The 18953-nt window shown below is 73.2% G+C and carries 12 protein-coding genes; 7 read left to right on the plus strand and 5 right to left on the minus strand.

Annotation, left to right across the window (positions count from 1 at the left end):
- Window positions 1-217: 217 nt before the first annotated feature.
- The 3 genes from AB0I89_RS19415 to AB0I89_RS19425 all read left to right on the plus strand — a co-directional run bounded on the left by AB0I89_RS19415 (window position 218) and on the right by AB0I89_RS19425 (window position 4701).
- Complete coding sequence (locus AB0I89_RS19415; RefSeq protein WP_357128293.1) at window positions 218-1630, plus strand: FGGY family carbohydrate kinase; 1413 nt, start codon at window positions 218-220, stop codon at window positions 1628-1630.
- Window positions 1631-1729: 99 nt separating this feature from the next.
- Window positions 1730-4282: a nitrate- and nitrite sensing domain-containing protein gene (locus AB0I89_RS19420; protein ID WP_357128296.1), complete on the plus strand. Its 2553-nt coding sequence runs from the start codon at window positions 1730-1732 to the stop codon at window positions 4280-4282.
- 5 nt (window positions 4283-4287) lie between these two features.
- On the plus strand, window positions 4288-4701 hold the full coding sequence (locus tag AB0I89_RS19425) for a roadblock/LC7 domain-containing protein (protein WP_197281421.1): 414 nt from the start codon (window positions 4288-4290) through the stop codon (window positions 4699-4701).
- Between the two features lie 77 nt (window positions 4702-4778).
- Here the strand turns inward: AB0I89_RS19425 and AB0I89_RS19430 are convergent, their stop codons facing one another.
- Window positions 4779-6122, minus strand: a complete 1344-nt coding sequence (locus tag AB0I89_RS19430) for a GH1 family beta-glucosidase (protein WP_357128299.1) — start codon at window positions 6120-6122, stop codon at window positions 4779-4781.
- Window positions 6123-6973: 851 nt separating this feature from the next.
- Between AB0I89_RS19430 and AB0I89_RS19435 the strand changes: the two genes are divergently transcribed.
- Both AB0I89_RS19435 and AB0I89_RS19440 read left to right on the plus strand, forming a co-directional pair.
- Window positions 6974-9871, plus strand: a complete 2898-nt coding sequence (locus AB0I89_RS19435; protein ID WP_357128601.1) for a glycoside hydrolase family 48 protein — start codon at window positions 6974-6976, stop codon at window positions 9869-9871.
- Between the two features lie 485 nt (window positions 9872-10356).
- The gene (locus AB0I89_RS19440) at window positions 10357-11244 is read left to right on the plus strand and encodes a phosphatase PAP2 family protein (protein WP_357128604.1); all 888 of its coding nucleotides are present in this window, start codon (window positions 10357-10359) and stop codon (window positions 11242-11244) included.
- 21 nt (window positions 11245-11265) lie between these two features.
- On the opposite strand, the gene AB0I89_RS19445 is transcribed toward AB0I89_RS19440, so the two are convergent.
- Both AB0I89_RS19445 and AB0I89_RS19450 read right to left on the minus strand, forming a co-directional pair.
- On the minus strand, window positions 11266-12129 hold the full coding sequence (locus tag AB0I89_RS19445; RefSeq protein WP_357128302.1) for a DUF1028 domain-containing protein: 864 nt from the start codon (window positions 12127-12129) through the stop codon (window positions 11266-11268).
- Between the two features lie 89 nt (window positions 12130-12218).
- Entirely contained in the window at window positions 12219-13439 is a 1221-nt protein-coding gene (locus AB0I89_RS19450) for a low temperature requirement protein A (RefSeq protein WP_357128305.1), read from the minus strand.
- Between the two features lie 153 nt (window positions 13440-13592).
- On the opposite strand from AB0I89_RS19450, the gene AB0I89_RS19455 reads away from it, so the two are divergent.
- Complete coding sequence (locus AB0I89_RS19455; RefSeq protein WP_357128607.1) at window positions 13593-14576, plus strand: LLM class F420-dependent oxidoreductase; 984 nt, start codon at window positions 13593-13595, stop codon at window positions 14574-14576.
- Complete coding sequence (locus tag AB0I89_RS19460; RefSeq protein ID WP_357128308.1) at window positions 14573-15379, plus strand: SDR family oxidoreductase; 807 nt, start codon at window positions 14573-14575, stop codon at window positions 15377-15379. Before AB0I89_RS19455 ends, AB0I89_RS19460 begins: the two co-directional genes overlap by 4 nt.
- 50 nt (window positions 15380-15429) lie before the next feature.
- On the opposite strand, the gene AB0I89_RS19465 is transcribed toward AB0I89_RS19460, so the two are convergent.
- Window positions 15430-17817, minus strand: coding sequence for a transglutaminaseTgpA domain-containing protein (locus AB0I89_RS19465; protein ID WP_357128311.1), 2388 nt, complete (start codon window positions 17815-17817; stop codon window positions 15430-15432).
- Entirely contained in the window at window positions 17793-18947 is a 1155-nt protein-coding gene (locus AB0I89_RS19470) for a DUF58 domain-containing protein (protein ID WP_357128314.1), read from the minus strand. Before AB0I89_RS19470 ends, AB0I89_RS19465 begins: the two co-directional genes overlap by 25 nt.
- Window positions 18948-18953 lie beyond the last annotated feature (6 nt).

The following is an 18953-nucleotide window of genomic DNA, read 5'->3' on the forward strand; positions in this document are numbered from 1 at the left end:
GGGCCGGAGATCCGGCGGCCGCCTCGGTGGCGGCCGCGTGGATGAAGCTACGCGCGGGGGGTGGCCGCCGGGTCGGCGGGCCACCAGGAGGTTGGGTGCGCGAGCATGCGCATCACCTTACGCGGTCGAGGCCTCACTCGGGACCCCTTCCGGCGTACGGGTGTGCCGGGCCGGACCCTCGTCCCGGCGCGGCCGGCACCGGGTAACTTGACCGGCGATGAACATTCTCGCGCTCGACCTGGGCACCTCCTCCGTACGCGGGCTGGTGCTGGACGGGGAAACCCGGCCGCTGCCCGGCGCCCTGGCCCGGCGCAAGGTCAAAATCGCCATCGGGGACGACGGCACGGGCACCCTCTCCGGCCCCGACTACCTCGCCAGTCTCGTCGACTGTCTGGACGAGTTGGCCGAGGCGGGGCACCTGCACGACGTGGGCATGGTGGCGACGTCCGCGCAGTGGCACTCGGTGCTTCCGCTCGACCGTGACGGCACCCCGCTGGGCCCGGTCGTCACCTGGTTGGACACCCGGCCCGCGCCGGTCGGCGACACGTCCGGCCCGGCCGACCCGGACGGCTTCCACCAACGCACCGGCTGCTGGTGGCACCGCTCCTACTGGCCGGTGCGCCTGCCCTGGCTGCGGGACCAGTCGGGCACGCCGATCACCCGGTTCGTCGGCCTTCCGGAGTACGTGCTGGGCGAGTTGCTCCAGACGGCGCCCATGTCGATCTCGCAGGCCTCCGGCACGGGCCTGCTCGACCTCGTCACCCTGCGCTGGGACGAGGAGGCGCTGACGCTGGCCGGCGTACGGCCCCGCGACCTGCCGCCGCTGGGCGAGTTGGACTGGCACGGCCGGCTCCGCCCCGACCGGGCCCGCCGCTGGCCGCAGTTGGCCGAGGCCCGGTGGGCGCCGCCGGTGGGCGACGGTGGCGCGTCCAACGTCGGCTCGGGCTGCGCCGACCCGAGCCGGGCCGCCGTCACGGTGGGCACCTCCGCGGCGGTACGCCTGATGCAGCGCATCCCGGCCGGCGAGCCGCTGCCGCGGCTGCCCGAGCGGCTCTGGCGCTACCGGGTCGACCACGACCACGTGGTGACCGGGGCGGCGTACTCCAGCGGTGGCAACCTGTTCGCCTGGGCGGACCGGGAGCTGCGGCTGCCCCACGGGGACGAACTGGACGCGGCGCTGGCGCTGGTGCCGGTCGGTGGTGGCCGGCCGGCCGATCCCCGGTTCGGCGGCGACCGGGCGCCCGGGTTGGCCCCGGCGGGCACCGGCGAGCTGCGCGGTCTGAGTTTCAGCACCACGGCGGTGGACATCCTGGCCGGGCTCATGCAGGGGCTGTGTGAGCTGGTCGCCGAGGACCTCGCGGTGCTGGAGTCCACAGTCGACAAGCCGGTCGGGGTGGTGCTGGGCGGCGGCGCGGTGGCCGCGTCGGTGTGGTGGCGGCAGGCGTTCGCCGCCGCGCTCGCGCCGCGACCGGTGTCGCACCAACGCAACCCGGAGATCGGTGCCACCGGAGCCGCTTTGGTGGCCCTGGGTCACTTTGATGCGGCGGCGGCGCTCGCCGACATCGGCCGGACGGACGAACTGGTCTCACCGACCACGACAGGACGTTCCCACCCGCAGTATCCTTCCTGAACTTTCGCCCTGCCCGGGCCGTTGACAGCGCCACCGAGCCTGGTTGGATGGACTCCGCTCCCCGGGTCGCGGTGGACGCGGCAGGACGGAGGAGGCAGGGTGGCGGCAGGTCCCGACCCGTCGATCGGTGCGGTGTCGAACCACCGTCGGCGTCGCTTCGACGTCCGGGTCGTCCCGCATCGACGCCGCTCGCCGTTCCGGCTGCGGGACTGGCGGATGAGCACCAAGCTGGCCACCGTGCTGCTGGTGCCGTCGATGGCGTTCCTGGTGCTGGCGGGCGTGCAGACGAGCGCGCTGGTCGGTCGGACGGCCACGTTGAACGACTTCTCCCGGCAGGTCGGCATCGGTCGGCAGATCACCGCCGTGGTCGACCAGCTCCAACAGGAGCGGGACCGTTCGGCGGGTGAGCTGGGCGAGTTGCGCCGCGGTGGCGACCGCGAGGCGGCGGCCACCGCCCTGCGGCCGTTGCAGTCGGCCACCGACCGCGCCGTCGAGGACCTCCGGCGGGCGGCCGAGCCGTTGGCCGACGCCGACGCCTCCTGGCGGGTCGCCTACTCCGAGGTGCTCGAGGCGTACGACCAGGTCGTCGACATCCGACCGGCCATCCCGCCGGCGGTGCTCAGCAACGACACCATCCTGAGCAACTACCACCGGGCGGTCGACGCGCTGCTGGACCTGCTCGCCGAGCCGACACCGGGCCAGGACCGACCGGGGCTGAGCGACGCGGTGCTGCGCTACGTCCAGATCGCCAGGGTCAAGGAGCTGTCCTCCCGGGTCCGGGCGCAGCTCTACGGCGCCGGCCGGGCCGGCCGGTACGGCACCGAGGACCGGGTGATCCTCTCCGACCTGCGTGCCCAACAGCTCACCGCGCTCGGCGCGTTCCGGGTGTCCGCCACCAGCGACCAGATCCGCCGGTACGACGAGACCTCGGTGAACCCGGGGTTCCAGGTCGCCACCCGCCTGGAGGAGCGCAGTCTTCCGGTCGGCGACGCGGCGCCGGAGGTGCTGCCCTCGGAGCAGTGGTGGTCGGCGAGCCAGCAACGCCAGGAGCTGCTGCGGCAGGTCGAGGCGAGTGTGCTCGACGACGCGGTGCGCCAGGCCGACGACGCGAGCAGCGGCCAGCTCCGGACCACCCTGCTGGTGGTCGGCGGCGTCGTGGCGGTGCTGCTGGTCGCCCTGCTGATCTCTCTGCTGGTCGGTCGCTCGGTCGCCCGGTCGATGCGCCTGCTGCGCAGCCAGGCGCTGCGGATCGCGCAGGTGGAGCTGCCCGACGCGCTGGACCGGCTGCGCACCGTCACCGGTGGTGTGCCGACCATCGACGTGTCCCCGGCGGTCGTCCGTTCGCTCGACGAGATCGGCGAGCTGGCCGAGGCGTTCGTCGCGGTGCACCGCAGCGCCGTGACGGTCGCCGTCGAGCAGGCGCTGATGCGCCGCAACGTCAACGCGATGTTCGTCAACCTCGCGCGCCGCAGCCAGGTGCTGGTGGAGCGGCAACTGGAGCTGCTCGACGACCTGGAGCGTGAGGAGAGCGACCCGGACCAGTTGGAGAACCTCTTCAAGCTCGACCACCTGGCCGCCCGCATGCGCCGTAACGACGAGAGCCTGCTGGTGCTGGCCGGCACGGACTCCACCCGCCGGTGGAACCGTCCGGTGGGCCTGGGCACCGTGCTGCTGGCGGCCGCCGCCGAGATCGAGCAGTACCAGCGGGTACGGCTTGAGTCGATGGGTGCCGTCAACGTGGTCGGGCACGCGGTCGGCGAGCTGGTGCACCTGCTGGCCGAGCTGCTGGAGAACGCCACGGCCTTCTCCCGTCCGGACACCTTCGTCGTGGTGACCGCGCGGGTCGAGGCGTCGACCGCGCTCATCGAGATCGTCGACGACGGTCTGGGCATGAGCCCGTCCGCGCTCGCCGAGGCGAACGCGGTGCTGGCCAGCCCGCCGGCCGCGGACGTCGCGGCGGTCGAGCGGATGGGCCTGTTCGTGGTCAGTCACCTGGCCAGCCGGCTCGGTGTGCGTGTGCAGCTCGACGGGCGCCACAGTGGCCTCGTCGCGCGGCTCGTGCTGCCGGCGACCCTGCTGGCGCCCGGCGGCGCGGTCGAGTTGGATCCGCCGGCGTCCGCCCGGATGCTGGCGTCGAACGCGGCCCGGGGCGCCGCGGCGCAGCGTGGGGCGGGTGTGCCCCCGTCCGGCGGCGTCCACGGGACAGCGACCGCGCCGCTGGACCTTCCGGTGGCCGGTCGTCCGCCGGCCGCGGCGGTGCCCCGCCAGACCCGACCCGTGCCGGTACGCGCCGAGGACGTGTTGGCTCCGGCTGCCGCTTCCGCCGGCGATGGCGACGGCGGTGGCTGGTGGTCCCGGCAGGGGCCGACCGCGTCGGCGGCCCCGGTCCAGCCCGTGCCGCCCGCGACTCCGGTGACGGCCGGCACGAACGAGCGGGGCCTTCCGGTACGCGTACCCATGGCGCAGCTCTCCGCGGTCACCCGCCCCGCCCAGCCGGAGTCGTCGCCGCGGCGCGCCGACCTCGACCCGGACGCGGTCGGCGGCATGCTTTCCCGGCTCTACAGCGGGGTACGGCGTGCCGAGGCCGAGGACACCACCGAGATACCGGTGCCACCCTCGTGGGGGCACGACGAAGGAGGACGACGACAGTGACGACGTTGAGCCAGGAGGCACGTGACCTGAGCTGGCTGGTGAGCGCGTTCGCGGAGCGGGTGCCGGGCGTGGCGCACGCGGTGGTGGTCTCCTCCGACGGGCTGCTGGTGGCGATCTCCGACCACCTGCCCCGCGACCACGCGGACAAGCTCGCCGCGGTGACGTCCGGGCTGATGAGCATCACGGCGGGCGCGGCGCAGATGTTCGACGGCGACATCGTCAAGCAGACGGTGGTCGAGATGGGCCGGGGCTATTTCCTGGTGATGCAGGTGCGCGACGGGTCCATCCTGGCCACGCTCGCGGCCGGGGACGCCGACATCGGCGTGGTGGGCTACGAGATGGCCCGGTTGGCGAAGCAGGCGGGGGAGATGCTCACCCCGGCGCTGCGAGCGGAGTTGCAGCAGGCGCTGCCCCGCTGAGTCTTCCGGCCGTGACCCGGACGGTCACCGGCTCACCCGAGCCGAGCCGTCCGGGCCCGGCCGTCCGGGCGAGCCGTTCAGAAGCCACCCTCGGTGATGACGGAGCGGTACCAGTGGGCGCTGCGCTTGAGCACGCGCCGTTGGGTCACGTAGTCCACGTAGACCAGGCCCCAACGCTGCTCGTATCCCTCGTCCCATTCGAAGTTGTCGAGCATCGACCAGACATGGAAGCTCTCCAGCGGCACCCCGTCAGCGATGGCGCGGTGCGCGGCGGCCAGGTGGTCGCGCAGGAAGGTGATCCGGCCACTGTCGTCGACGGTGTCGTCCGCGGCCAGGGTGTCGGGGGTGGGCAGACCGTTCTCGGTCACGGTGAGCGGGATCGGGCCGTAGTCGCGGGTGACCCGGGTCAGGATGTCGTACATCCCGTCGGGGTAGATCTGCTGCCAGCCGGCCTCGGAGGTGGGCCAGCGGTGTTCGGTGCTGCCGTCGGCGGCGACGTAGATGGGCGTGTAGTACTGCACGGCCAGCAGGTCGACCGGTGACGAGATCACCGCCAGGTCGCCGTCGCGGATGCCCCGGACCATCCGGCTCTGCGGGCCGAGGTCGGCCAGGACGTCCTGCGGGTAGCTGCCCTTGAGCACCGAGTCGAGGTAGAGGCGGTTCTCGTAGCCGTCGTAGAGGTGCGCGGCGGCGGCGGCCTCGGCGGAGTCGTCGGTGGGGTAGCAGGGGTGCAGGTTGAGCGCGGGGCCGATCCGGGCGGTGCTGTCCGAGGCCCGTAGCGCGCGCACCGCGAGGCCGTGCGCGAGCTGCAGGTGGTGGGCGACGAGGTAGGCGGCCTCCGGGTCCTGTCGACCGGGCGCGTGGTGGCCGGTGAGGTAGCCGTTCTGTACGACGGTCTTGGGCTCGTTGATGGTGAGCCAGACCGGCACCCGGTCGCCGAGGGCGCTGAAGACGGCGTTGGCGTAGTCGGCGAAGCGCAGGGCGGTGTCGCGGGACTCCCAGCCACCGGCGTCCTGCAACGCCTGCGGCAGGTCCCAGTGGAACAGGGTCGCCATCGGGGCGATGCCGCGTTCGTGCAGACCGTCGAGGAGGCGACGGTAGAAGTCGAGCCCACGCTGGTTGGGCGCTCCGCTGCCGTCGGGCTGGATGCGGGGCCAGGAGATGGAGAAGCGGTAGCTGCGCAGACCCAGGTCACGCATCAGGTCGAGGTCTTCGACGTACCGGTGGTAGTGGTCGGCGGCCACGTCGCCGGTGTCGCCGTTGCGGGTACGACCGGGGATGCGGCTGAAGGTGTCCCAGACCGACTCGCCGCGGCCGTCCTCCTTGGCGGCGCCCTCGATCTGGTAGGCAGAGGTGGCCGCGCCCCAACCGAAGTGGCGGGGGAAGCGCAGCGGGCCGGCGGGCCCGGTAGGTATCGACATGGATTCTCCTCGTGGATACGGGGCCCACCGCCCAGATTCGGGAGCGCTCCCAGGATAGGCCAGAAGCGCTCGACCCGGTGAGCCGGCCGTCACGGCGGCCGACGATGGCGGGTTGAGGCGGTTGAGGGCCCCGGACAGCGAACGAGGCCGACCGGGCGGCGCTTCGCGCCTGTCCCGTCGGCCTCTTTTCCCATCGTGTACGGGGGTTTAGTGTGGGGACGGGGGAGGGCAACCCCCGTCCCCACCGTAACTGCACACACACGGGCGGAATTGGGTCCTGCCGTGCGTGTCGCGCGGGAGCCGGGCCACGCGAGTGGCTCTGGTTCCACCTCCCTCCCTGTGGCGGGATGATGGCTGACGGCGGCGTCCGGGCTGGCCCGCCGTCGGCCTTCGGATGGTTCCCCGGGCCCGCCACGAGGACGGTCCCGGCGATCTTCCAGTTGGAACCTTTGTCGATGGAAGCGCTCCCATCGACCGATGTTGCGACTGTAACGCCCGTCACGCCTTTGTGAAAGACCCAAAACGAGATCGAAACAAGTGGGTGAACCAGCTCGCTCCGCGCTTGTTGTGGGAGCGCTTCCATGGCACACTGTCGATTCAACGCGACAGGAGCCAGATCGCGTGGGCGCGGGACCGCCGAGGGCAGCCGGAGCACCACCTCCGGTCACGGCACCCGAGCGAGCCGGCGGGACCCCCTCCCGCGCGGGCCGCATCGCCGCACCCCGGCCGGGCCCGGGGCTACCACCTTCCCGGGCGCCTCGAATCCCCCGCGTACCACCACCACCTGCGGGCAGGCGCCTCGCCGGGAACCACCCGGCCTGGTCCGAGGAGACACCGCGCACATGAGACATCTGGCACGACGCCGTCGAGTGGCGATCCTCGCCGCCGCCGCGCTCGCCGTCGGCGGGGTGATGCTGCCCGCTGGCGCCGCACAGGCCGCACCGGCCTGCGACGTGGTCTACGCGACCAACGACTGGAACACCGGCTTCACGGCCAACGTGACCATCAAGAACCTGGGCGACCCGATCAGCAACTGGACGCTCAAGTGGACCTTCCCGAACAGCGGACAGCGGGTCACCCAGGGCTGGTCGGCCCGGTACAGCCAGTCCGGCAGCGAGGTCACCGCGACCAACGAGTCGTACAACGGCAACCTCGGCACCGGGGCCTCCACCACCATCGGCTTCAACGGCTCCCACACGGGGAGCAACCCGAAGCCCACCTCGTTCACCCTGAACGGCACCCCCTGCAACGGCACCCCGGCCAACCAGCCGCCGACCGTCTCGCTGAACCTGCCCTCCGGGCCGTTCACCGCGCCTGCCGACGTGCCGCTGACCGCGACCGCCAGTGACCCGGACGGGACGATCAGCAAGGTCGAGTTCTACCGCAACGGCCTGCTCATCAACACCGACACCACCGCGCCGTACTCCTACACGCAGGAGGACCTGCCGGCCGGCAGCTACACCGTGCAGGCCAAGGCGTACGACAACGCCAACGGCATCGGGGTCGCCGAGAAGTCGTTCACCGTCGGCGCCGCCAACGGCCCGACGCTGGTCGCCACGCCGTCCGCGGTGAGCGTCAACGAGGGTGGCACGTCCACCTTCAACCTCAAGCTCAGCGCCGCGCCGACGACCAGTGTGCCGGTCACCCTCACCCCCTCGGGCGACAGCGACATCACGGTCTCGCCGAGCACCGTCACGCTGACCCCCACCAACTGGAACACCGGGGTCACCGTCACGGTCGCCGCGGCCGAGGACACCGACACCGTCGGCGGTAGCGCCACCATCACCGCCGCCGCCACCGGTCTCGCCTCGCTGGCGGTCGCCGCCACCGAGATCGACAACGACACCCCGGGCGGCGACAACGCCTACATCAAGAAGTTCCTCGACCAGTACGGCAAGATCAAGAACTCGGGCTACTTCAGCCCCGAGGGCGTGCCGTACCACTCGGTCGAGACGCTGATCGTCGAGGCGCCCGACTACGGCCACGAGACCACCTCGGAGGCGTTCAGCTTCTGGATCTGGCTGGAGGCCCAGTACGGCCGCGTCACCCAGAACTGGGCGCCGTTCAACAACGCCTGGACGGTGATGGAGAAGTACATCATCCCGTCGCACGCCGACCAGCCCACCGCGGGCTCCGCCGGCACCCCGCAGTACGCCGCGGAGTACAACCTGCCCAGCCAGTACCCGTCGGCCCTGAACCCGAACATCTCGGTCGGGCAGGACCCGCTGCGCTCGGAGCTGCAGTCCACCTACGGCACCGGCGACATCTACGGCATGCACTGGCTGATGGACGTCGACAACACATACGGCTTCGGCCGCTGCGGCGACGGCACCACCAAGCCGGCGTACATCAACACCTTCCAGCGGGGCACCCAGGAGTCGGTGTGGGAGACCATCCCGCAGCCGTCCTGTGACACCTTCAAGCACGGCGGTCAGTACGGCTACCTCGACCTGTTCGTCAAGGACACCGGCGCTCCCGCCAAGCAGTGGAAGTACACCAACGCGCCGGACGCCGACGCCCGTGCGGTGCAGGCCGCCTACTGGGCGCTGACCTGGGCCAAGGCGCAGGGCAAGCAGGCCGACGTCGCCGCCACCGTGGCCAAGGCCGCCAAGATGGGCGACTACCTGCGGTACGCGATGTTCGACAAGTACTTCAAGAAGATCGGCAACTGCGTCGGGGCCAGCACCTGCCCCGCCGGCAGCGGCCGGGACTCGGCGCACTACCTGCTGTCCTGGTACTACGCCTGGGGTGGCGCGTACGACACCAGCCAGAACTGGTCCTGGCGGATCGGCTCCAGCCACAACCACTTCGGCTACCAGAACCCGTTCGCGGCCTGGGCGCTGACGAACACGCCGGAGCTGAAGCCGCAGTCGTCGACCGCGGTCTCCGACTGGACCAAGAGCTTCGACCGGCAGCTGGAGTTCTACACCTGGCTGCAGTCCTCCGAGGGCGGCATCGCCGGCGGCGCGACCAACAGCTGGGACGGTAGCTACGCCCAGCCGCCGGCGGGCACCAGCACCTTCTACGGCATGTTCTACGACGTCGACCCGGTCTACAACGACCCGCCGTCGAACCAGTGGTTCGGCATGCAGGCGTGGTCGATGCAGCGGATCGCCGAGCTGTACCTGCAGACCGGCAACACGAAGGCCAAGGCGCTGCTGGACAAGTGGGTGCCGTGGGCGATCGCCAACACCACGCTCGGCACCAACTGGTCGATCCCGTCGGACATGAAGTGGACCGGCCAGCCGACCACCTGGAACCCGAGCAGCCCGCAGCCCAACACCAACCTGCACGTCGAGGTGATCAGCAAGGGCCAGGACGTCGGCGTCGCCGCCTCCTACGCCCGGATCCTGATCGCGTACGCGGCCAAGTCGGGCAACGCGGCGGCGAAGACCACCGCCAAGGGTCTGCTCGACGCGCTGGACGCCGCCAGTGACTCGAAGGGTGTCTCCACCACCGAGACGCGTGGCGACTACAAGCGCTTCGACGACGTCTACGACGCCTCCAGCGGTCAGGGCCTCTACGTCCCGCCGGGTTGGACCGGGAAGATGCCCAACGGCGACGCCATCTCCGCCGGGAAGAGCTTCCTGGACATCCGGTCGTTCTACAAGAACGACCCGGACTGGCCGAAGGTGCAGGCGTACCTGAACGGTGGCCCGGAGCCCACGTTCAACTACCACCGCTTCTGGGCGCAGGCCGATGTGGCCATGGCGTACGCCGACTACGGGAGCCTTTTCCCGAACGGCTGAGAGCGACCCGGGGTGGGTGGAGTGCCCCGCCCACCCCGGGGTTCGGCCGGGTCCGGGGGAACGACGGGACCCGGCCGGCGGACGGCCTGACACCCACGGTCAGGCCGGGGTGGGCCGGTCATCTGGTCAACGCAGCGGGTCGACCGGCCCACCCCACCGCCCGGACTGAAGACTGCCGCGAAAAAGCCCAGAAATTCCGGCTGTCACGGGATCACACCAAGGACGTTGACGGAGTAACGTACGTCACCGGAGAGGCCGCTCCCCCCGTGGCGGCCTCTCCACTTTTATGCCCGAGCGCGGCCGGTCACCCCGCCGCGGTCGTACGCCGGCCACGCCGACGCCGACGGCGAGCGCCGGGCCGGGCTCGACCTGGCCGGACTCGCGTTCCGGTGTGTCGCTCACCGCCACCTCCTGACCCCCGCCACAACCTGACCGCCAACAGCCGGTGGGCCACCGACTGCCCGGTCCGGTCCGGCCGCTACGGTGTGCGGATGCGCGCGACGGCACGGGGTTGGACCGCGGTCTGGTTGGTCGTACTGGCCCTCGTCCAGGCGGCCGCCTTCCTCGCCGTGTGGCGGGTTGCCGTGCACACCGAGATCGGTCAGTGGGTCGACACGGTGGCCCTCACCGGCAACGAGATCGGTCACGACCGCATCGACGGGCCGGTGGACCGGATCCTGAACGCGATGTCGGTGGTGTCGCTGCTCGCCGCCACCGCGATGATCGGCTTCATCGCGCTCATCCGGGGGCGGATCGCCCTGGCCGTCACCGCGACCCTGCTCATCGCCGGGGCCAACGTCTCCACCCAACTACTCAAGTACGGGCTGAGCCGGCCCGACTTCGGCGTCGACCCGGAGCGGGCCGCGGTGGGCAACAGCCTCCCCAGCGGGCACACCGCGGTGGCCGCGTCGGTGGCGGTCGCGCTGATGCTCGTCCTGCCCCGCAAGGTGCGGGCCGTCGGAGCCTTCGTCGGCGCGCTCTACGCCGCCGTCGCCGGGGTGGCCACCCTCTCCGCCGGTTGGCACCGGCCCAGTGACGCGGTCGCCGCCTATCTGGTGGTGGGTGTCTGGGCGGCGCTGGCCGGGCTGCTCCTGCTGATCACCCAACGGGAGCAGGCCCAGATCGAGCCCGGCGACGCGCACCGCGTCGCCGCCGCCGTGCTCGGTGTCGCCGGAGTGCTCGCCCTGATCGCCTCCGGGCTGGCGCTCACCTGGCTGGTGGATCTGCGCGGGACCGGCCCGGAGGAGTTGGCCCGCCGACCGCTGTTCGCCGGGTACGCGGGCAGCGCCGCCGGCATCGCCGGGACGATGGCGGTGGTCATGGCGCTGGCGCTGACCGTCGTGCACCGGCTGGTACCCCGCGTGAAGGGTTGACCCGGCGAGCGTCCAGTGTGATCAGGCGCCCTGGCGGGGCGCGGGCACGTGCGGGGCGACGCCACGCAGGTGGGTGAGCACCACCGGATCGATCCGCCCCGGCACCAGGCGCTCCTCCAGATTCTCCAGCCCCGCCCAGGAGACCAGCGCCGCCTCCGGCCCGGCGTCGCCCACCGGGTGACCCAGCGCGGTGAGCAGCGCCGCCACCTCGTCGGCGAGCGCGCCACTCAGGTCGAGCAGCGTCGCCGGGTCGGGCCGGCTGAACAGCATCGTGTGCACGGTCAGCAGCCGACCGAGCTCGGCGACCGGGTCCGGATGGTCGTCCACCCGCAGGTCGACGACCACGTCGCTGGTGCCGCCGTACCCGCCGCCGCGCTCGACCACCAGCAGGCCGGCGCTCTGCCGGCCGCGCCGGTCCCCGCCGGCCTCGTCACCGGCCCGCAGCGCGGCGACCAGCCGCTCGGCGAACGGCAGCGCCGAGGCGCCCTGCCACGTCTCGCCCATCGCGTCGACCACCTCGGGGCCGGCCAGGATGTTGCCCTGCGCGGCCCAGCCGTCGCCGACGCGTCCGCCCGCCCAGGGATGGCAGGCCGGCCCGGTCCAGCTCGCGCCCGGCCCGCTGACGCCCACCACGGCGAGCTGCCGGTGCTGCCGCTCGGGGTCGGCGGCGACCAGGCCGGCCACCACGTCGGCGGCGGGCACCCCGGTGCGCAACAACGCGAGCCCCTGCGGACGATAGGCCAGGTTGACGTGCGCCTGGGTGGCCAGCGCGCCGACCTCTGCCGCGGCCGCCGGCACCAACGCTCCGGCGGCGAGGAACTTGCTGGCCACGACGACGCCGTGGCGGCGGCCGTCGGCGGAGCGGGCGACGAGGGAGAAGGTCACCCGCCGAGACTAGGGCGTGTGTCCGGTTCCTCGGCCGGCCAGGGGCTGTGAGACTCGACCCAACCGACCTGGTCGCGTACACCGGTGCTTCAGAACGGCGTCGCGGCGGCCTCCGGCGGCGCGCCGCGCGCCCGACGGGCGTCCGCGACCGCGACGCCGCCGAGCACGATCGTCCCGGTGGCGGTGGCGACCACCCCCGGCAGGAACAGCAGCGGTACGACCGCCGCCGCGAGCGCTCCGATGGCGATCCACCGGGACGGCGACACCCGCCCGAAAACCTCGTACTCGAAGCGGGCCCGGCCGGCCAGGAACAGCGCGGGTCCGCCGAGCACCATGACCACCCACGGCGCCGGGGCGTGGCCGAGTGGATGCTCGATCACCAGTTCGTAACCGATCGCCGTCGCGGCCAGACCGATCACCATGATCAGGTGAGTGTCGGCCGCCGAGCGGCCGATGTTGGCGGGGTGACGGGCCATCTGCACCGCCTCGCCCAGGATCTGCCCGGCGCGTTGCACATAGATCCGCCACAGCATGATCGACGTGGCCACCGCGAACGCGAACGCCCACAGGTGCCCCGACCCGTACGGACCCTTGCTGTACGCGAAACCGGCCACCAGGATCGTCTCGCCGAGCGCCACGAGGAAGAACTGCTGGTACCGCTCCGCCAGGTGCTCCCCGGCGATCTCCCACTTCGAGACCGTGGAGCGGCCCAGCCCCGGCACCGGCCAGCCGCACCGCGCGGCCAGGTACTCGGCCGCCAGGGCCACCGACCAGAGCACCACCTGCGTGTTGGTGTCCAGCAGCGCCCCGCTGATCCAGAGCACCCCCGTGACGGCGAACACGACCGCCATGCGCACCTTCAGCCGGCGGTACGGGTGCGGCCCCAACGCGATCGACAGGATCACCGGCCGGGTCACCTGCGCAACCACGTACGCCGTGGCGAACATGAGCGACGTCTCGGAGAACGCCCGAGGAACCGCCACCCCCATCACCATGCTGCTCACGAGCGCGGTCAACACGACGATCTGCAACGGCGCGCGGTACGGGTCGTAGCGGCTGGTCGTCCACGCGGTGCCCTGCCAGACCGACCAGAGCGCCAGCAGCAACAGCAGCGTCTTGCCGCTGCCGGTGATCGCCGCCGCGGCGTGGTCGCGGGCCGGCTCCCGGCTCAGATCCTCGAACGCCCGCGCGGAGATCCGGGTGAGCGCGAAGACGTACACCAGGTCGAAGAAGAGTTCCAGGAACGTCGCCCGGCCGGGCGCGGCCGCCGCCGGGACCGGCTCCAGGTGTCCTGCCGCCCTGGAACCCATGGTCAGCGGCCTGCGCCGGTGCTCCGGTCCACCTCGCAGTGGTAACACCTTCGCGGGCTGGGGCGCGGCGAACCGGCGATTAGGCCCACTAAGGGGATCTTGCTCAGGGGCGCCGTCACCAGGCAGGATCGATCGGTGACGAATCGATGGGGCATGACGGTGCCGTTGGGCGGAATTCCGCTGGCCGAGCACCAGGGGGTCTACGCGACCCTCGAGCGATCCGGGTTCACCGACGTGTGGTCGTCCGAGGTCGCCGGGACCGACGCGTTCACCCCGCTGGCCCTCGCCGCGGCGTGGCAGCCGCAGCTACGGCTGGGCACCGCGATCACCCCGGTCTTCACCCGTGGACCCGGGCTGCTCGCGATGAGCGCGGCGGCGCTGGCCGAGGCGGCACCGGGCCGGTTCGCGCTCGGCATCGGCGCGTCCTCCCCGGTGCTGGTGCGGGACTGGAACGCGGCGCGGTTCGACGAGCCGTTCCGGCGTACCCGGGACGTGCTGCGTTTCCTGCGGGCCGCCCTGCGCGGTGAGACGGTGGACGAGGTCTACGACACCTTCACCGTGCGCCGGTTCACCCTCGAACGCCCGCCCACGGCGCCGCCGCCGATCCTGCTCGCCGCGCTGCGCCCGGGGATGCTCCGGCTGGCCGGCGCCGAGGCCGACGGGGTCATCCTCAACTGGCTCAGCGCCGACGACGTGCCGCGAACCCTGGCCGAGCTGGGCGAGCGCCGGGCCGGCTTCGAGGTCGCCGCGCGGATCTTCGTCTGCCCCACCGAGGACGCCGCGTACGCCCGTACCCTCGGCCGCCGGCTCATCACCAGCTACCTGACGGTCCCGGCGTACGCCGAGTTCCACCGCTGGCTCGGCCGCGACGAAACGCTCGGGCCGATGTGGGCGGCGTGGGCGGCTGGCGACCGCCGCGCGGCCAGCGCGGCCGTGCCCGACGAGGTGGTCGACTCCCTGGTGCTGCACGGCTCACCCGAGCGGTGTCGGGCCCAGGCGCGGCGCTACGCCGAAGCCGGCGTGGACGTGCCGATCCTCGCGCTGCTGCCCACCCCGGAGGTGACCGCCGGGGGTGCCGCCGCGCTGACGACCCTCATCGCCCAACTCGGCGCCGAGCCGGCGGGAGCGTCCGCGTGAACCTGACCGACCGGGTCGTGGTCGTCACCGGAGGCGCCGGTGGCATCGGAACGGCCCTCGCGCGCCGCTTCGCCACCGAGGGCGCCGCCGCCGTGGTCGTCGCCGATCTGGACGCCGAGGCCGCGCGCGCCGTTGCCGAGGGCATTGGCCCGGTGGCGCACGCCGTCGCCGTCGACGTCACCGACGAGACCCAGGTACGGGCGCTCGTCGACGACACCGAACGGCGGTTCGGCCGCATCGACCTGTTCTGCGCCAACGCCGGGGTCACCACCGGCGGGGGAGTGGAGGTCGACGACGCGGGCTGGGACCGGGCGTGGCGGGTCAACGTGCTCGCCCACGTCTACTCGGCCCGTGCCGTGCTGCCCGGCATGCTCGCTCGCGGTGGCGGTCACCTGCTGCACACCTGCTCTGCGGCGGGGGTGCTGACCGCGGTGGGCGACGCCGCGTACACCGCCACGAAACACGCCTCGGTGGGCTTCGCCGAGTGGCTGGCCATCACCTACCGGGACCGGGGCATCCGGGTCAGCGCCCTCTGCCCGCAGGGGGTGGACACCCCGATGCTCGCCGACGGGATCGCCGAGGGGCACCTCGGCGCCCGGGTGATCACCGCCTCCGGCGCGGTGCTCACCCCGGACCAGGTCGCCGACGCGGCGATCGCCGGGCTCGCCGAGGAGCGGTTCCTGATCCTGCCGCACCCGGAGGTCGCCGACTACGCCCGCCGTCGCGCCGAGGACCCCGACGGCTGGCAGGCCGGCATGCGCAAACTCATCCGCCGTCTGACCGCCCGACAGTCTCCGAGTTGACCAAGAGGTTCGCGTCAGAAAGACGTCCACCGATGACGCGAACCTCTTGATCAGCGCCGGAGCCGGCGGGCGCGGCGGAGCCGGCGGGCGCGGCGGAGGGGATCGGGGTGGATGGACCAGAGCAGGCGACGCCACCACGGACGGGCCTCCCGCAACGTCGTCACGTAGGCGGTGGCCACCTCGGCGGCGCGGACCGCCTGGTCGGCCGTCGCGGTGCCCGGGGCGAAGCCCACCTGGTTGAGCAGCGTCGCCAGCTCGTCCACCGCCGGGTCGGTCGTCACCTCCGGTGGCGAACCAGCCGTGCGACGGGCGTCGACGAGGGCCTGCCGGGCGCGTCCGGCCACCTCGGTGGCCGCCAGGTCGTCGCCGACCGGCCGACCGGCCAGCCGCAGCGCGTCGGTCACCTCCCGCCAGGCGCCCGCGATCCGTTGGCCGGGGTCACCCCGCACCAACCGGCCCCGACTCAGCGAGCGGCGCATCGCCAGCAGGGTGAGCAGCAGCACCCCCACCAGCAGCAGCAGCGACCCGCTGCCGCCCGCGACCAGCACCGGCGTGGACACCCCACCGCGCGTCGGCGGCCCGTCACCAGCGGCCACCGGCTCCGGCGACGCGCTCGGCTCCGCGGTGGGCGCGGGCACCTCCGACGGCGGCGGATCCTCGGGCGTGGGGCGGAAGTCCTCCTCCACCGGCCGCGGCTCGTTCTCCGGGCGGGGCAACGGGTCGAACGCCACCCAACCCAGCCCGTCGAACAGCACCTCGGGCCAGGCGTACGCGTCACCCGCCCGCACCGGCCCCTGACCACCCGAGGAGAAACCGACCACCACCCGCGTCGGCAGCCCGGAGAGCCGGCCGAGCACCGCGAACGCCGCCGCGAACTGCTCCGACGTGCCCCGCTGCCCGCCACCGTTGCGCGGGCCGAAGAGGAAGAAGGCCAGGTTCGGGTACGCGTGCCCGCTCGGCGCGTCCGCCACCACCCGGTAGTGCTCGGCCAGGAACTGCTCGATCGCCGCCGCCCGCGCGTAGGGGGCGCCGTTCTCCTCGGCGAGCTGGGTCGCCAGCCGGCGCAGCGGATCCGGCACACCGTCCGCGACCCGCAGCACCCGGGCCACCTCCTCGCCGGCGGGCACGTTCGCGGTCGCCAGCAGGTTGTTGTCCGGGCGCTCCCGGACCGACGTCACCTCGTACCGCAGCCCCGGCGTCAACCCCTCCGGCCGGATCAGCGTCCCCGTCGCCGGGTCGTACGCCACCCGCGCGCCGCTGACCTCACGCGGCGTCGCCACGGCCGGGAGCAGCCGCCCCGTCAGCTCGGCCACGGTGATCTGCTGCCGGACGGTCTGCACCGTGCTGTCCCGGGCCGGCTCGCCGGCCGGCAGGATCCGCCCCGCGTTGCGGTACGTCGCGCCGACCCGCCAGGTGATCCCGTCGTAGTCACTGAGCACCGCCAGCCGGATCCGCACCCCGGCCGCCCTCGGCTCGTCCGCGTCGCCGGCCGGAGCGGTGGCGCCCGACGTACTCACGTCGAGGAGCTTCTGTTCCGGGTGCAGCGCCCACCCCGAGATCCGGATCAGCGGGTTCTCGTCGAGCGTCTCGACCTGCGGCGGCTCCACATAGCGGCGCGGGTCGACCGGCCGCCCGTCGACCTGACCGGCGACCACCGGGCCGAGCAGCGCCACCAGCCCGATCACCAGGACGACGCCGAGCGCCGCCGACGCCGCCAGCCGAAGTCGCACGGCCGCCCGTACCCCGGGGGCGAGACCGGCCGCCGGGTCGCCGCCGGCCGGTGACGCGCCGGTCGGCACGGCCAGCCCGACCGCCGCGACCGCGACGAACGCCACCGTCGCGCCGATCGCCGGTTCGGCGTTCGGGCCGACCACGTAGAGGGCCGCCGCGTAGAGCCCCGCCGCCGGCAGGTAGCCGAGCAACACCCGGCCGGTGCGCAACGCCACCTCCGCCCCGGCCAGACCGGCGAGCCAGGCCGCCACCACCGGCACCAGCACCGTGTCCGGAGTGGGCTCCACCGGGATCATCGCGGTGAGCAGGCGGGGAATGCCGTTGCGCGCCGCGTCCGCGCTCACCTCGAGCAGGCTGCCCGGCAGGTCGGCGCGGGCGGCGGCCAGGCGCAGCGACCACAGTGTCCACCCGGCCAACGCCACCATCGACACCGGCGCCACCAGCCACGACGGCAGCCGCCGGGCAGCCACGCTGGCCAGCACCGAACCCACCGCCGCGCCGATCACCAGCCGGGTCAGCAGGTCGCCCGCGTACACCCGGCCGAGCACCACCCCGGCGAGCGCGATGAGCGCGATGAGCGCCAGTGGCACGACGGCCGCCCGCAGCGCGCGCACCACCCGCCCCGCCGCGCTCGGGCCGCCCGCAGTCGCCTCCTGCGCCTCGCGCCGCGGCGCGATGCCCGTCACCACCGGCGTACCCCGTCCCACTCGGCGGCGAACTGCGCGCCGTCCACCGCGTCGACCACCACCAGGCCGCCCGTGCCCGCCGGCGTCGGCTCCGCCGCGCCGAACACCCCGACCACCACCGACGGGTACGCGCCCCGCAGCGCACCGACGTGCCCCAGTCCGTCCCGCCCACCGGGGCCGGTCAGGAAGATCAGCGTGTCGCCGAGCCGGTCCTGACGCAGCCGGGTGGTGACGGCGCGCAGGGCGTCGTCGGAGTCGGACAGTTCGGCGGCGGCGAGCCGGTCCAGCGGCCCCACCCCGGCCGGCCCGCCCTCGATCGGCTCCGGGCCGACCAGCAGCAACAGCACCGGCAGGTCCGCGCGGTGCGCGGCGGTGACGACCGACGCCGCCGCCTCGCACGCGGACTCGAACGACTCCGCCACCCCGCCCGTGCGGTGCGGATGCGCGGCCGACCGGTTGTCCAGGAGGACGACCAGACTGGGCAGGCTGGTGTCCACGTTCTCCCGCACCATCAGCTCACCGACGCGGGCGCTCGTGCGCCAGTGCACCCGCCGCAGCTCGTCGCCGACCACGTACTCCCGCAGCGAGTCGAACGTGATCGACCCGTGCGGCACCCCGTCCACCCGACCGTCGAGGCTGCGCCCCGCACCGGTCGGCACCGCCGACAGCGGGTGGATCCGAGGGTGCACCCAGACCGGTGCCGTCTCCCCGTACGGTCGGGCAAGCGCCACCAGACCCAACGGGTCCCGCCGGGTCACCCGCAGCGGACCGACCGCCACCACCCCACGACGGTCGGTCGGCACGTCGTAGCGGACCTCGGTGTCCCGACCGGGACGCAGGCGCAGCAGCGGCACCGGCACCGCGCGACTCCCGCACCGGTCCTCGGTCAGCAGGTTCGCCGAGCGCAGCCGGCCGGCGTTGCGGACCGTCAACGTCATGCTCGCCGGCTCGCCCCGCGCCACCCGATCCGGATCGGCGCGGCGCGCGACCACCAGCCGGGGCCGCCAGGCCGCCGTCAGCGCCGCGTAGCCGACGGCCGCGCCGGCCGCCGCGCCCAACAACGTCAACTCGGGGTACGCGAACCGGAAACCCGCCCCCAGCAACACGACGGCGGCGACGAGCAGCCCGACCCCTCGGGCGGTGATCCCCATGGCGCT

The organism is Micromonospora sp. NPDC049801 (assembly GCF_040656575.1).
Classification (GTDB): domain Bacteria; phylum Actinomycetota; class Actinomycetes; order Mycobacteriales; family Micromonosporaceae; genus Micromonospora.

Coding starts and splice junctions, on each gene's coding strand:
- AB0I89_RS19415 (WP_357128293.1), top strand. CDS start 218: ATGAACATTCTCGCGCTCGACCTGGGCACCTCCTCCGTACGCGGGCTG.
- AB0I89_RS19430 (WP_357128299.1), bottom strand. CDS start 6,122: ATGTCGATACCTACCGGGCCCGCCGGCCCGCTGCGCTTCCCCCGCCAC.
- AB0I89_RS19450 (WP_357128305.1), bottom strand. CDS start 13,439: ATGGGTTCCAGGGCGGCAGGACACCTGGAGCCGGTCCCGGCGGCGGCC.
- AB0I89_RS19455 (WP_357128607.1), top strand. CDS start 13,593: ATGACGGTGCCGTTGGGCGGAATTCCGCTGGCCGAGCACCAGGGGGTC.
- AB0I89_RS19470 (WP_357128314.1), bottom strand. CDS start 18,947: ATGGGGATCACCGCCCGAGGGGTCGGGCTGCTCGTCGCCGCCGTCGTG.